The 13,863-nt window shown below is 59.2% G+C and carries 11 protein-coding genes; 5 read left to right on the forward strand and 6 right to left on the reverse strand.

What is annotated here, in order from left to right; genetic code table 11:
• Nucleotides 1–211 precede the first annotated feature (211 nt).
• Entirely contained in the window at nucleotides 212–1,078 is an 867-nt protein-coding gene (locus KGB14_RS17955; RefSeq protein ID WP_223488084.1) for a LysR substrate-binding domain-containing protein, read from the reverse strand.
• A gap of 113 nt (nucleotides 1,079–1,191) precedes the next feature.
• Between KGB14_RS17955 and KGB14_RS17960 the strand changes: the two genes are divergently transcribed.
• Nucleotides 1,192–2,301, forward strand: coding sequence for a 2-aminoethylphosphonate--pyruvate transaminase (locus KGB14_RS17960; protein ID WP_223488085.1), 1,110 nt, complete (start codon nucleotides 1,192–1,194; stop codon nucleotides 2,299–2,301).
• A 122-nt stretch (nucleotides 2,302–2,423) separates the two neighbouring features.
• Complete coding sequence (gene phnX, locus KGB14_RS17965) at nucleotides 2,424–3,251, forward strand: phosphonoacetaldehyde hydrolase (RefSeq protein ID WP_223488086.1); 828 nt, start codon at nucleotides 2,424–2,426, stop codon at nucleotides 3,249–3,251.
• 138 nt (nucleotides 3,252–3,389) lie between these two features.
• On the opposite strand, the gene KGB14_RS17970 is transcribed toward phnX, so the two are convergent.
• Entirely contained in the window at nucleotides 3,390–4,016 is a 627-nt protein-coding gene (locus tag KGB14_RS17970; protein ID WP_223488087.1) for a hypothetical protein, read from the reverse strand.
• A 368-nt stretch (nucleotides 4,017–4,384) separates the two neighbouring features.
• Here KGB14_RS17970 and KGB14_RS17975 point away from each other — a divergent pair, with 368 nt between their 5' ends.
• Nucleotides 4,385–4,933, forward strand: a complete 549-nt coding sequence (locus KGB14_RS17975) for a cytochrome b (protein WP_223488088.1) — start codon at nucleotides 4,385–4,387, stop codon at nucleotides 4,931–4,933.
• 53 nt (nucleotides 4,934–4,986) lie between these two features.
• Here KGB14_RS17975 and KGB14_RS17980 read toward each other — a convergent pair whose 3' ends face one another.
• Both KGB14_RS17980 and KGB14_RS17985 read right to left on the reverse strand, forming a co-directional pair.
• The gene (locus tag KGB14_RS17980) at nucleotides 4,987–5,928 is read right to left on the reverse strand and encodes a 1-aminocyclopropane-1-carboxylate deaminase/D-cysteine desulfhydrase (RefSeq protein WP_223488089.1); all 942 of its coding nucleotides are present in this window, start codon (nucleotides 5,926–5,928) and stop codon (nucleotides 4,987–4,989) included.
• Between the two features lie 171 nt (nucleotides 5,929–6,099).
• Nucleotides 6,100–8,139, reverse strand: a complete 2,040-nt coding sequence (locus tag KGB14_RS17985; RefSeq protein WP_223488090.1) for an FAD-dependent oxidoreductase — start codon at nucleotides 8,137–8,139, stop codon at nucleotides 6,100–6,102.
• A gap of 207 nt (nucleotides 8,140–8,346) precedes the next feature.
• Here KGB14_RS17985 and KGB14_RS17990 point away from each other — a divergent pair, with 207 nt between their 5' ends.
• Complete coding sequence (locus KGB14_RS17990) at nucleotides 8,347–9,477, forward strand: carbon-nitrogen hydrolase family protein (RefSeq protein WP_223488091.1); 1,131 nt, start codon at nucleotides 8,347–8,349, stop codon at nucleotides 9,475–9,477.
• A gap of 3 nt (nucleotides 9,478–9,480) precedes the next feature.
• Nucleotides 9,481–10,521: an AraC family transcriptional regulator gene (locus KGB14_RS17995; RefSeq protein WP_223488092.1), complete on the forward strand. Its 1,041-nt coding sequence runs from the start codon at nucleotides 9,481–9,483 to the stop codon at nucleotides 10,519–10,521.
• 390 nt (nucleotides 10,522–10,911) lie between these two features.
• Here the strand turns inward: KGB14_RS17995 and KGB14_RS18000 are convergent, their stop codons facing one another.
• Both KGB14_RS18000 and KGB14_RS18005 read right to left on the reverse strand, forming a co-directional pair.
• Nucleotides 10,912–11,760, reverse strand: a complete 849-nt coding sequence (locus KGB14_RS18000; RefSeq protein WP_223488093.1) for a DUF2242 domain-containing protein — start codon at nucleotides 11,758–11,760, stop codon at nucleotides 10,912–10,914.
• A 214-nt stretch (nucleotides 11,761–11,974) separates the two neighbouring features.
• A complete protein-coding gene (locus KGB14_RS18005) occupies nucleotides 11,975–13,846 on the reverse strand; it encodes a SurA N-terminal domain-containing protein (protein WP_223488094.1) in 1,872 nt (623 codons plus the stop codon).
• Nucleotides 13,847–13,863 lie beyond the last annotated feature (17 nt).

The raw sequence follows: 13,863 nt of genomic DNA on the forward strand, positions 1-13,863 counted from the left end.
CGGGAATAGGCTGGTCTGGTTTCGTGGTTCACCTTGGATATACGCCACAGCAAAAATGCCCCGTATCTTTCAATACGGGGCATTTTCTTGAATCGTTGCGCAAATGGCTAGGTTTTCACACAGTCTGGAAGGCTGCGATCTTTTGATTTTGCTTTCAAATGCGAAGATCAAAAGATCGCAGCCTTCGGCAGCTCCTACAGGGGGTCCACGATCAATTCAGATTTGGCGTCAACTCAAAAAACGCCTGTATCAAGCGCAAATCCCGCCGCCGCTCCATGCACCCAATCATGTGCCGATTGACCAGCCCCTCGCCAATAATCGGCACCGCCGCCACTCGCGGGTCGTGGCTGACTTCCACCGACGCCACCACCCCCACGCCCAACTCTGCGGCCACGGCCTCAGTCACGGCCTCTCGACTGTCCAGCTCCAGCAGCACCCGTGGATTGACCTTGGCCTGAACGCACGCCTTGTCGAACGTGCGTCGGGTAATCGAACCCGGCTCGCGCAACACCATGATCACCTGGTCCAGATCCTTGAGCTGCACCCCTTTCGACTTCAGCGCCCACGGATGACCAGCGGGCACCAGCGCGCAAATCCTCGACTCGCTCAACGCTTGCAAATGCAGCCCCTTGCGCGGCTCGACCTCGGTCAGTACCGCTACGTCGGCATGCTCCGACAACAACGCCGCCAATGTTTCCTGAGCATTGCCCAACCGCAGGTTGACGGTGATCCCCGGATAACGCGCGCGCAGGCTGGCGAGCATCGGCATGACCATGTGCGGCCCGTCCGCCGCCACCTCCAGGCGCCCGGTCAGCAGCTGCCGGTTGGCCTCCAGCATCACCTGCGCCTCTTCGGCCAGACCGAACATCGCCCGGGTGATTGCCGCCAGCTTGGTGCCCTCTTCCGTCAGCTCGACGCGCCGCGCGGTGCGTCGCAACAAGGTGATCTGGTAGTGCTCCTCCAGCGCCTTGATGTGCCCGGTGACGGCCGGTTGGCTGATGAACAGCCGCGCGGCGGCGCGGGTAAAGCTGCCTTCCCGGGCCACGGCGTCGAAGGCGCGCAGCTGGAACAGATTCATGAATAACCCTCACTGATGACTGGCATAACAACAAACAATTTGATTGATAGCTCACCGAATTGCAATTTATGTCCCGTAGCTTCATCCCACTGAGCTTTTGCAAGGACACAAGAATGAGTACTGCCGAGCCCACCCTGCTCACCCCCGGCCCATTGACCACATCGCGCCGCACCCGTCAGGCAATGATGGTCGACTGGGGCTCATGGGATGACCGCTTCAACCAATTGACCGCCAGCCTCTGCGAACAATTACTGGCGATCGTCAACGGTGCCGACAGCCATCACTGCGTGCCTCTGCAAGGCAGCGGCACATTCGCGGTCGAGGCGGCCATCGGCACGCTGGTGCCTCGCGACGGTAAAGTTCTGGTACTGATCAACGGCGCCTACGGCAAACGCCTGGCGAACATTTGCGAAGTGCTCGGCCGTTCGTTCAGCACCTTCGAAACCGCCGAAGACGAACCCTCCAGTGCCGCCGACGTCGACCGCCTGCTGCGGGCCGACGCCAGCATCACCCACGTTGCGCTGATTCACTGCGAAACCAGCACCGGCATCCTCAACCCACTGGCGGACATCGCCCACGTGATCGCGCAACACGGCAAACACCTGATCATCGACGCCATGAGCTCGTTTGGCGCCCTGCCGATCGACGCTCAACAGGTGCCGTTCGACGCACTGATCGCCGCCTCGGGCAAATGCCTGGAAGGTGTGCCGGGGATGGGCTTCGTTTTTGCGCGCAAAGAAACGCTGGCCAATGCCGCCGGTAACTCGCATTCACTGGCGATGGACTTGTTCGATCAGCACGCCTATATGGCCAAGACCGGCCAATGGCGCTTCACCCCGCCGACCCATGTGGTCGCGGCATTGCACGAAGCGTTGCTGCAATACGACGAAGAAGGCGGCTTGCCCGCACGGTACCAGCGCTACGCCAATAACTGCCAGGTGCTGCTCGATGACATGGCCAAACTGGGGCTGCGCAGCTTCCTGCCCACCGCGATCCAGGCGCCGATCATCGTCACCTTCCACGCGCCGAAAGACCCGCGCTATCAGTTCAAGGAATTCTACGAACGGGTCAAGGCCAAGGGTTACATCCTCTACCCCGGCAAACTGACCCAGGCCGAAACCTTCCGCGTCGGCTGCATCGGCCACGTCAACCAGGCCGAGATGCATGCCGCGGTGGCGGCAGTGGCCGAGGTGCTGCGCGAGATGGAAGTCCTGGACATCTGAAACGACGTCACCGTCCCCTGTAGGAGCGAGGCTTGCCCGCGAATGCAGACGACGCGGTCCATCAGTTAAACCGAATCATCGTTCTTCGCGGGCAAGCCTCGCTCCTACAAGGGACACCTCACATGAACTACAGCAACCCAACCAAGCTGCAAGCCGCCATCCTCGACTGGGCCGGCACCGTGGTCGATTTCGGCTCCTTCGCCCCAACGCAGATTTTTGTCGAAGCCTTCGCCGGGTTCGACGTCCAGGTTTCCATCCAAGAAGCCCGCGGGCCAATGGGCATGGGCAAGTGGGACCACATCCGCACCCTGTGCGATCAGCCGCAAATCGCCGAGCGTTATCGCCAGGTATTCGGTCGTACGCCGACCGACGATGACGTCACGGCGATCTACGAACGCTTCATGCCGCTGCAGATCGAAAAAATCGCCGAACACTCGGCACTGATCCCGGGTGCTCTGGACACCATCGCCAACCTGCGCCAACAAGGGATCAAGATCGGCTCCTGCTCCGGCTACCCGAAACAGGTCATGGACAAGGTGGTGGAGCTGGCTGCCACCAATGGCTACATCGCCGATCACGTGGTCGCCACCGATGAAGTCCCCAATGGCCGCCCATGGCCGGCACAGGCGCTGGCCAATGTGATCGCCCTGGGCATCGACGACGTCGCGGCCTGCGTAAAAATCGACGATACAGTGCCGGGGATTCTCGAAGGTCGCCGCGCCGGCATGTGGACCGTGGCGTTGATCTGCTCCGGCAACGCGCTGGGGCTGGACTACGAAGGTTATCGTGCGCTGAGCAGCGATAACCTGGCCTGCGAACGCAAACGCATTCACGCCATGTTCGAAAGCTCGCGGCCGCACTACATGATCGATACCATCACCGACTTGCCCGAAGTGATCGCCGACATCAACAAACGTCTGGCCAACGGCGAGATGCCACAAACGTTGTAAGCCCGAACTTATTGACAAAGCGCCGTAGTCTTGACAACAAGATTACGGCGCTAGCCATTTACAAACACCCATTAGAGCACTACAGCGTTCAACCCAATAACTATCGACTCCTGCAAACGCTCACCTTACAGCACTCGACTATTTATTAATCTGATTGCCTTGCGCATCAAAAACCGAACCATCTGCATACTTGACGCTGCCATCGGGGTACTGTTCGGTGCCATCGCTCCAAACGAGACGGCCATCCGGAAACTCTACTGTGCCATCCGGCCAAACAATGCGACCGTCGGGATGCTCTACCCTGCCGTCAACGTGCTGGAGAATTCCGTCCGGGCGCTTGACGATAGTCTGGTCTGCGCTGATCAGCGTTCCATCCGGCAATGAAATCGATCCATCACCATTCTCGACACGCCCAATGGAGTTCAACAGATTAAATAGGGCGACTGGATCAACATTCAGGTTAAGGGTCGGCCACGGCATCGGCGGCCTCACACCGGCAACAGGCTGGGTGGGTTTGATTGGCGGCTTGCCTGCGGGCAAGGCCGGTTTGACTGGAGGTTTAGTCCCTACAGGCTTGACCGGAGGTTTTACAGGCACGGGTGGTTTCGCGGGAGTCGGGGGTTTGACAGGTGTTGTTGTCGGTGGCTTGGGTTTGGTTACCGGTGGTTTTACTGCCGGCTTCGGTTTAGTGATCGGCGGCTTGGCCATCATTTTTTTAACAGCACCATAACGGTCTTTATTATAGGTGAAAACATTAGAACTCATAGGTCATCCCTTTTTACTTCCCCTGCATCATATAACTGATACAAAGTATTATTAGTTCATCACCCTGATGAACTCGACAACCCAACAATAACGAAGTTTTAAAATTCCGCAAAACCCAACCTTATACCAAACATGACCAATACACAGCCACAACAGAGATTAAAAACAACACAACACCAAAATCTTCCAGATGCTTTTGTTACGTACCCCAGGGATGTATTCTCTGCAACATCTCAAGTCCAGTACCACTAAAAATAACCACCAAAAGCTTGATTCAACTCAGGCAAAATAAGCCAAATAGGATTACAGTGACGACACACCGTCGAACAAGAACGGTGACTTCAGACCAGACTTGTGAGGAACACCGTATGCCCTGGAAGAATTCCGAATCACGTTACAGCACCGTATCGATCGCGCTGCACTGGTTAATGCTGGTTCTGTTAATAGCGGTTTACGCCTGTATCGAATTGCGCGGGATCTTTCCCAAAGGCAGCGGCGGCCGAACGCTGATCAAGGAAGCGCACTTCATGCTCGGGCTGACGGTTTTTGTGCTGGTCTGGCTACGGTTGTTCGCCCGCAGCCTGGGGCCGGCGCCGCAGATCTTCCCCGCCTCGCCTCACTGGCAAACCACGGTTGCCAAGTTGATGCACTGGGCGCTGTATATTTTCATGATCACCACACCAATTCTGGGCTGGCTGACTACCAGCGCCGAGGGGCATAAGGTGATGTTCTATGGCGTTGACCTGCCGTTGCTGATCGAAGAAAACAAAACGCTGGCCAAGCAGTTCCAGGGCTGGCATGAGCTCGGCGCGACCATCGGCTATTGGCTGATCGGGTTGCACGCCGTGGCCGGGCTTTATCACCACTATGTGGTGCGCGATAACACCCTGCTGCGGATGATGCCCAAGCGCGGTTGATCTCGACCGAGGCCTGCCTGCACAACCCCCCGCTCCCACAGGTTTTTCGTCGCTCAAGTTTCTTGGCCCCCTCGCCGTGAATTGAAACCCCGGCGGCCCTGCAAGCCGCCGGTGTGGATGAAGATCAGGCGCGTGCCTGGGGCAAATTTCCCGGCTTCGACGCGTTGCTTGAGCGTCAATAGCGCTTTGCCGGTGTACAGCGGTTCGAAAAGAATGCCACTGGCCTGTTCGGTCTGCTCGATGAACTCGAGTAACAGCGGATCGACTTTGGCAAAACCGCCACGACTGGCGTCGAACAGCTCATAAACCGGGTCCTGCAGACCTGCCTCGCGAACAATCGATTCGACCTGTTGCGCCACACCATGATCGTCAGGCACCGCCAGCGCGCCATACACCGGGTGTTCGCCCTCCTCGGCCAGTACCAGACCGGCCAGGGTCGTGCCTGTTCCGCAAGCCAGCCACCAGCCGTCGTAATTGCTCCAGCCCAGACCGCTCAGTTGCTCGCGGACCTGCCCCATCAGCTGCATGCAGCCCTTTGCACCACTCAAGCCGCCGCCACCTTCCGGCACTGGCTGCAGGTCGGGATACTGCTCCCGCCAGGGCGCCCAGAAACCGGGTTCGTGCCGCGCTCGATAACCGCCATAACCCAACCAATGCAACTGCATGCCGAACGCCTGCAAGTCCTTCACCGTCGGGGTGTCTTGCGGATGCCCGCGCAGCAGGCCCACGGTGATGAAGCCCAGGCGTTTGCCCGCTGCGGCCAATGCATGGAGATGGTTGGAATGGGCACCGCCCAGGCTGATGATGCCTCGGGCGCCGGTCTGGTCGGCGGCTTTCAGGTGTTCGATGAGCTTGAACCACTTGTTGCCGCTGATCAGCGGATCGATCTGGTCCAGACGCAGGATCGCGACGTCGATGCCAGCGGTGGCGAGCCAGTCGAGGTGAAGGGGTTCGAGGGGGGCTTGGGGTAGCCAGTTGGCAGGAGGAGAAAGCATTGGCGCCTGATTGTGCTCAGAAAGAGCCCGCATTCTAGTCGCTCAAAGGACCCCATCGCGAGCAGGCTCGCTCCCACATTGGATTTGCGTCGGTCACAAAATACGTGAACACCACAAAACCTGTGGGAGCGAGCCTGCTCGCGATGGCCATTGGCACGTTAAACCTGCGTATTACAACTCAGCCGCCAACCGCGACCCCTGATTGATCGCCCGTTTGGCATCCAGCTCCGCCGCTACGTCCGCGCCGCCGATCAAATGCACGTTCTGCCCGGCAGCAACCAGACCGTCGTGCAATTCGCGCAACGGATCCTGCCCGGCGCAGATCACGATGTTATCCACCGGCAGCACCTGCGGTTCGCCGGTTTCGCCGATACGGATGTGCAGGCCTTCGTCGTCGATCTTCAGGTACTCGACGCTGTTGAGCATCTGCACCTGCTTGTTCTTAAGACCTGTGCGATGAATCCAGCCAGTGGTCTTGCCCAGGCCGTCGCCGACCTTGGATGTCTTGCGTTGCAGCAGGAACACTTCACGGGCCGGCGCATGCGGCTCAGCCTTGATCCCCGCAACACCGCCGCGCGCTTCAAGGTGTGTATCAATGCCCCACTCCTTCCAGAACGCTTCGCGGTCCTGACTGGTGGCCACGCCCTGGTGAACGAGGAACTCCGACACGTCGAAACCGATACCGCCGGCGCCGATCACCGCGATGCACTTGCCCACCGGTTTACGTTCGAGAATCACGTCCAGGTAGCTCAGCACTTTGGCGTGCTCGACGCCCGGAATCGCCGGCACCCGTGGCGCAATGCCGGTGGCCAGAATGATTTCGTCGTAACCGCCCTCGACCAGTTGTGCCACGTCAACACGAGTGTTCAGGCACAGCTCGACGTGGGTGGTCTGCAACTTGCGATTGAAGTAGCGCAGGGTTTCGAAGAACTCTTCCTTGCCCGGCACGCGTTTGGCGATGTTGAACTGGCCGCCGATTTCGCTGGCCGAATCGAACAACGTCACCTGATGGCCCCGTTCAGCCGCCACAGTCGCGGCGGACAACCCGGCAGGACCGGCGCCGACCACGGCGATTTTCTTGATTTGCTGCACCGGCAGGTAATTGAGCTCGGTTTCATGGCAGGCCCGCGGGTTCACCAGGCAACTGGTCAACTTCCCGCCGAACGTGTGGTCCAGGCACGCCTGATTGCAACCGATACAGGTGTTGATTTCATCGCCACGGCCAGCGGCCGCCTTGTTGACGAAGTCCGGGTCGGCGAGAAACGGCCGCGCCATGGACACCATGTCGGCGTCGCCTTCAGCCAGGATCTGCTCGGCGACTTCCGGGGTGTTGATGCGGTTGGTGGTGATCAACGGTATATTCACCGAGCCCCGCAACTTGGCCGTGACCTTGCTGAACGCCCCACGCGGCACTTTGGTGGCAATGGTCGGAATCCGCGCTTCGTGCCAGCCGATGCCGGTGTTGATAATCGTCGCACCCGCCTGCTCGATGGCCTTGGCCAATTGCACGATCTCTTCCCAACTGCTGCCGCCTTCCACCAGGTCGAGCATCGACAGGCGGAAGATAATGATGAAGTTCGGGCCGACCGCTTCGCGCACCCGGTGGACGATTTCCACCGGCAGGCGCATGCGGTTTTCGTAAGCACCGCCCCAGCGATCCGTGCGGTGGTTGGTGTGGGCCGCGAGGAACTGGTTAATGAAATAACCTTCGGAGCCCATGATCTCGACGCCGTCGTATTCGGCTTTTTGCGCCAGGGTCGAGCAAGTGACGAAATCGCTGATCTGCTTCTCGATGCCTTCCTCGTCCAGCTCTTTAGGCTTGAACGGATTGATCGGCGCCTGAATCGCACTCGGGGCCACCTGTTTCGGGCTGTAGGCATAACGCCCGGCATGGAGAATCTGCATGCAGATTTTGCCGCCCGCCTCGTGCACTGCACGGGTGACGATTCGGTGTTTGAGCGCTTCTTCCTCGGTGGTCAGTTTGGCCGCGCCGGAGTAAACCCCGCCCTCGTCGTTCGGACCAATCCCACCGGTAACCATCAGGCCCACACCGCCACGGGCACGTTCGGCAAAGTAGGCGGCCATGCGCTCAAAACCACCGGGCTTTTCCTCAAGGCCAGTGTGCATCGAGCCCATCAGGGTGCGGTTGCGCAAGGTAGTAAAACCCAAGTCCAGCGGGGCCAACAGGTGCGGATAATGAGCGGCGGCCATCGGTAACTCCACAACGAGCGATCACGGAAAAATGCAGGAGCTCTACGGCCCCGTCAGTCATGTTCGACAGACTAAGAGTCGCACTGCTGTCACTCAATGACCGTAACTGACAACTTATTGATCCAAATGCGCAGCGCCCCTTGGCAAGCGCGGGCATGGGCCCTACCCTAGTCGTGAACCCTGCACACGGTCGTCGACTGCTTTCCCATGCGCAAACTTTTGTACCTGACCCTCTCCATGGCGTTGATCGCTGCCCTTACGACCTATGCCATGTGGGCCGCGGATCGTCCGGTGGGTCATTACCTCTCGGACTTGCGCATCAATCTCGCCGTCGATCAGGGCACCCCCGCTGATCGAGGCAACCTGCTGGGCATCCAGCCCGAGTTGTTCCCCACCGACTATCAAAGCCCCGAACACTTGCACCGCAAGCTCGCGGCCTATTTGCAGAAAGCCCGGGACCAGGGCCTGCTGAATGACAAAACCATCGTGGTACTGCCTGAACATATCGGCACCTGGCTGATGGTCAGCGGCGAGAAAGACGAGCTGTACCAGGCGACCACTATCAAGGAAGCCATGAACTGGCTGGCGGTGAGCAACCCGTTGCAGTTTCTCCGCGCGCTGATCAGCGCCGGGGGCACCAGCCGTATCGACGACGCGCACTTGCGGATGAAAGCCAAAAGCATGGCCAGGGACTACCAGGCGCTGTTCGGTGGTTTGGCGAAAGAATTCCACATCACCCTGGTGGCGGGGTCCATTGTGCTGCCCGAGCCGAGCGTCAACGACGGCACCCTGAACATAGGCCATGGCGCGCTGTATAACAGCAGCGTGGTGTTCGGTCGCGATGGCTTGCCAATTGGCCAGCCACAGCGGCAAATGCATCCGATTTTCGCTGAGCACGACACTCTCGAAGCTGATACCGAGTACACGATCAACGTCGTCGACACCCCGGCCGGGCGCTTGGGCGTATTGATCGGCAGCGACAGCTGGTACCCCGACAACTATCGCAAACTCGACGATCGGGGCGCACAACTGGTGGCGGTCCCGGCGTTCGTGGCCGGGCGCGGGACCTGGGATCAACCGTGGCGCGGCTATAAAGGCCTGCCTACGCCGAGCGCGATCAGCCTCAAGGCCGGCGAGGTCAGTGAAGGTCAGGCCTGGCATCGCCTGACACTGATCGCCCAACCACCCGGCAGCCAGGCCATCGCCGGAATGAGCGTGTTCCTGCGCGGTCAGTTCTGGGACAAAGGCAGCGCCGGTCAAAGCTTCCTCAGCAGCAACGGGCAGCATTTCGCCGACGGCGATGCCCGTGGCGCGCGTTTGCTGAACCTCTGGTTGTAAGCGATGAAACCGCAGCCGATGCGCCTCGGGGATCTGTCGGTGGGCTTTGTTCATAGCCTGGCCGACGCCGTGCGCAGCCATGGCCTGGACCCCCGACCGCTGCTCGAACAGTACGGCCTCGATGCCGCGCGGCTGGCCGAAGCTGGCGCTCGGCTCTCAATCCCGCGCTACATGCGCCTGGGCCACGGTGCCATTCAACTGACCAACGACCCGGCACTGGGTTTGCGCATGGGCCAGCTCAGTCGCCTGAGCCAGGCGGGGCTGGCCGGGGTCACCGCCGCCCAGGCACCGACCGTGCGGGAAGCGGCGCGCTGCCTGATTCGCTTCGAAGCGCTGTACGGTTCCAACTATCGCGGTCAGTCGAGCTTTCACGAAGACGCCCAAGGTGCCTGGCTGCGGTTCTATTCCATCAGCCCCTACAATGCCTACAACCGCTTCGTGGTGGATTCGATCATCGCCGGCTGGTTGCAGCAATTGTCCAGCGTAAGCCCTGCCCCACTGCGCGCCGAACGAATCGAGATCGAATTCCAAGCGCCGGATTACCGCGAAGCCTATAGCGTGCTGGGGGATTGTCCGATTCAGTTTGGAGCTGAACAGAATCAACTGCGCCTGAGCCTTGACAGCCTCGCCCAGCGCAACCCGGAACACTGCCCAAGCACCTGGCGGCACCTGTTGCAACTGTGTGAACGGGAGCTGGAGCAACTGACACGCACCCGCAGCCTGCGTGAACGCATCACTCAGTTACTGGGGCCGTTGCTCAATGGTGGCCGGGAACCCGACCTGGAAGAAGTGGCGGCGCGCCTGAAGCTGCCGACCTGGACCTTGCGTCGCAAACTCACCGAGGAAGGCACGCAATTTCGTGCAATTCTCAACGACACTCGCCGCGACCTGGCCATGACGTATATCCGCGACACCGAACTGGCGTTCGGCGAAATCGCTTACCTGCTGGGCTTTGCCTCGGCCGAAGCCTTTCAACGGGCCTTCAAACGCTGGAATGGCCAGACTCCCGGCGAATTTCGCCGAAGTCATAGAAAAACCGCCTGAAGCTGAAAACTATCCGCTCAAGCCTTCAACCTGAAGGCATCGGCTCACAGCTCGGTAGCATCTTCGGCCGGCTCCAGCGGGTCCAGTTCAAACGCTTGGTACTCGAGCAACTCTTCCTGATAATCGTCCATTATTAACCCCCATCGTTTGTTGAAAAAACATCTGAATAAATGACCAACGCCCTGAGCATAAAGTGCCCGCGTGAAAGAAAAATGACGCTGGCACGACACGATGTCGCTACTGAATAAAACGTAGCAGGCGGTCAGGAATTTATCACAGGATTTTTTCGATTTGAGCCGTAGGAATTCGGCTCGGCTTGACGTGGATCAATCTTGAAAGCCATTACGGGATCGGTGTCGTCTGACACGATCCCGTAACATCAGGCGTCAATTACTGGCTAGAGACAGGCATGGCCGAAATCGGCTCGGTCGGCGCCGGCATGCTGCTTGCGTCCGCCGATGGCGTGACCGTTTCCGTGGACGACGTCGGCTCGGTCTTCTCCGCCGGGGTAATTGGCGCCGCTTCAGCGGGTGGCACGACAGGTTCCGACGCGGCAGGTGCGCTTTCGGCAGGTGCAGGTTGGGTTGCCGGCGCAGGCGCAGGTTCTGCCGCTGGTGTTGGAGTTGGCGCCAACTGAGCTGGCGCAGCCTTGGCTTCAGGTACGCCCAGCTCCGTTTTCGGCTTCTCGGTGATGTGCGCAGCCTTCTTCGCTTCCGGTGGCAGGAACAACTCGACCAGGGTAAAGAAGCGATCGTAGAACTTTGACGAAGACACCGTTTCGCTGGCGACCTTGACCATCGAGTCGTCGGACGAGCCGATTGGCATCGACACCGAGCCCAACACACCCACGCCAAGGCTGGCAGAGTTGTTGGTCTTCTTCAGCGCATAACGGTCCTGCAGGGCGTTGGCGAACATGGTCGCGTGATGCCCGGCGCTACCATCTTCGGCACAAACCACACTGAAGCTGATCTCCATGTGAGTGTCACCGGTCTGCTGGAAGCTTTTATGTCCACTGACCAGTTTCGGATCGCTGCTGGTGATGATGTAACCCTGGCTGAGCAACGCCCGACGGGCGGCTTCGCAGGTCTGCGCATCGGTCACCGGGTAGCTGCGTGAAAACGTCCCGGAATCGTCGAAGTTCTCATGCTCATAGATGGCGGCCTTCTTCGACGAACAACCGGCAGCGGCGGCCAGCACCAAGGCCAGCCCGACAACACGCATGGGAATTGATTTAAACATTGAACATCCTGAGAAAAACGGTTCGGGGCGTATTGTGCAACAGATCGCTGCCTAGCGGCGTACCGTTTAGTGTCTTAAAACAGATACAAGTCTACCGACTGTCTTTCACAGGAAAAAGTCCCGTTCGGGCGGAACGGTCAAAAGATTGCCGCCCATAAAAAAACCCCGGCCGTCTGGTCGGGGTTTTTATATTGCAGGAAAACTCAGTCAGGCATCAGAAACGCTTGATCTCAGCCTCGCTTTCCAACTGTTTGCGGTAGGCCGCAAAGTCTTGCTGACCAATGCGCGAGGCGAGGAAGCGACGGTATTGAGCCTTCTCTTCTTCGGTCGGCGCAGCGGCTTCGTTCACGCCGTTCAGACGCACGATCACCAGGCTACCATCGGCCAGGGTCACGTTGCTGAAGGTCGGCTTGTCTTTGGATACTGGCTTGGGCATACGGAACAGCGCTTGCAGCACGGTAGGGTCGATCCCTTCCTGAGCGCGAGTTGCGGCTCCGGTAACCTTCCAGTTCTGGCCGTCAATCGCCTTGTCCAATGGCGTCTTGCCATCGCGCAGGCTGGCGATCAGTTGATCAGCCTTGGTCTTGGCCGCAGCACTGGCGTGCTCCTTGGTCAATTGCCCACGGATGCTGGCAGACACACTTTCCAGCGGCAGTTGCTCAGGCTTGCGGTGCTCCTTGGCGCGCAGCACGATCACGGTTTCCGGGTCCAGCTCGATCGCGGTGCTGTTGGCACCCTCATCCAGCACTTCAGGACTGAACGCAGCAGTGACTACGGCACGGTTGGCCGCGACACCTTCGCCACCTTCACGGCCAAACGGCGCGGACGTGTGAACAGTCAGCTTCAGGTCTTGCGCCGGCTGGGCCAGATCGGAGGCTTCGAACGACGAGTCTTCCAGTTGCTTGGTCGCCTCGACGAAACGCTGCTCGACCTGCTGGGTTTTCAGCTCGCGGGTCAACTTGTCTTTCAGACTGGCAAACGTCGGAACTTCGGGGGCTTCAACGCCCAACAGCTTGATCAGGTGGAAACCGAAGTCAGTGCGAACCGGCTCCGAGACCTGATCCTTGGCCAACGAATACAAAGCTTTTTCAAACGCTGGATCGTAGACGCCCGGGCCTGCATAACCGAGGTCACCGCCGTTGTTCGCCGAACCTGGGTCCTGGGAGAATTCCTTGGCCAGCGCCTCGAATTTCTCGCCCTTGGCCAGACGCGCCTGCACGTCTTCGATCTTGGCCTTGGCTTGCGCCTCGGTCACCTTATCGTTCACTTCAATCAGAATGTGCGCCGCCCGGCGTTGCTCGGACAGGTTCGCGGTTTCTTTCTGATACGCCGCTTGCAGGTCTTCATCCTTGACGCTGACCTGATCAAAGAAGGAGGCCTTCTTCAATTCGAGGTAGTCGATGACCACCTGATCCGGCGTCATGAACTCCTTGGCGTGTTCGTCATAGTAGGCCTTGACCTCATCGTCAGTCAGCTTCACCGCCGCAGGATCTGCCTTGACGTTCAGGGTAGCGACATCGCGGGTCTGTTTTTCCAGACGGGCGAAGGCCAGAACCTGAGCATCGGTGACGAAACCGCTACCGGCCAAGCCAGCGCGCAGCTGACCGATCAGCATTTCCTGAGCCAGCATCTGGCGGAATTGCAGACGGCTGTAGCCGAGTTGACGAATCACCTGGTCGAAACGCTCGGAGCTGAACTTGCCATCCACCTGGAATTCAGGGGTTTGCAGGATCACCTGATCCAAAGCAGCTTCGGAGAAAGCGAATTTCGACTTTTCTGCGCCTTGCAGCAGCAGTTTGCGATCGATCAGGCCTTTGAGGGCCGATTCGCGCAGCATTTTTTCGTCGAGCAAGGAAGCATCGAAATCCTTGCCCAGTTGTTGCATGAGTTGACGGCGTTGCATATCGACCGCCTGGCTCAGCTCGTTCTGGCTGATTTCTTCGCCATTGACCTTGGCCGCCTCATTGGTGTGCTTCGTGGCCCGAAAAATGGCGTCGAAACCGGTCAAAGCCATCAGTGCAACGATGACCCCGATGATGGTCTTGGCAATCCAGCCTTGTGAATTGTCCCTGATATTCTGCAGCATGCGTCCCCCAGAAACGG

Origin of the sequence: Pseudomonas sp. A-RE-19 (assembly GCF_019956555.1) — a bacterium.
Taxonomy (GTDB): Bacteria; Pseudomonadota; Gammaproteobacteria; order Pseudomonadales; family Pseudomonadaceae; genus Aquipseudomonas.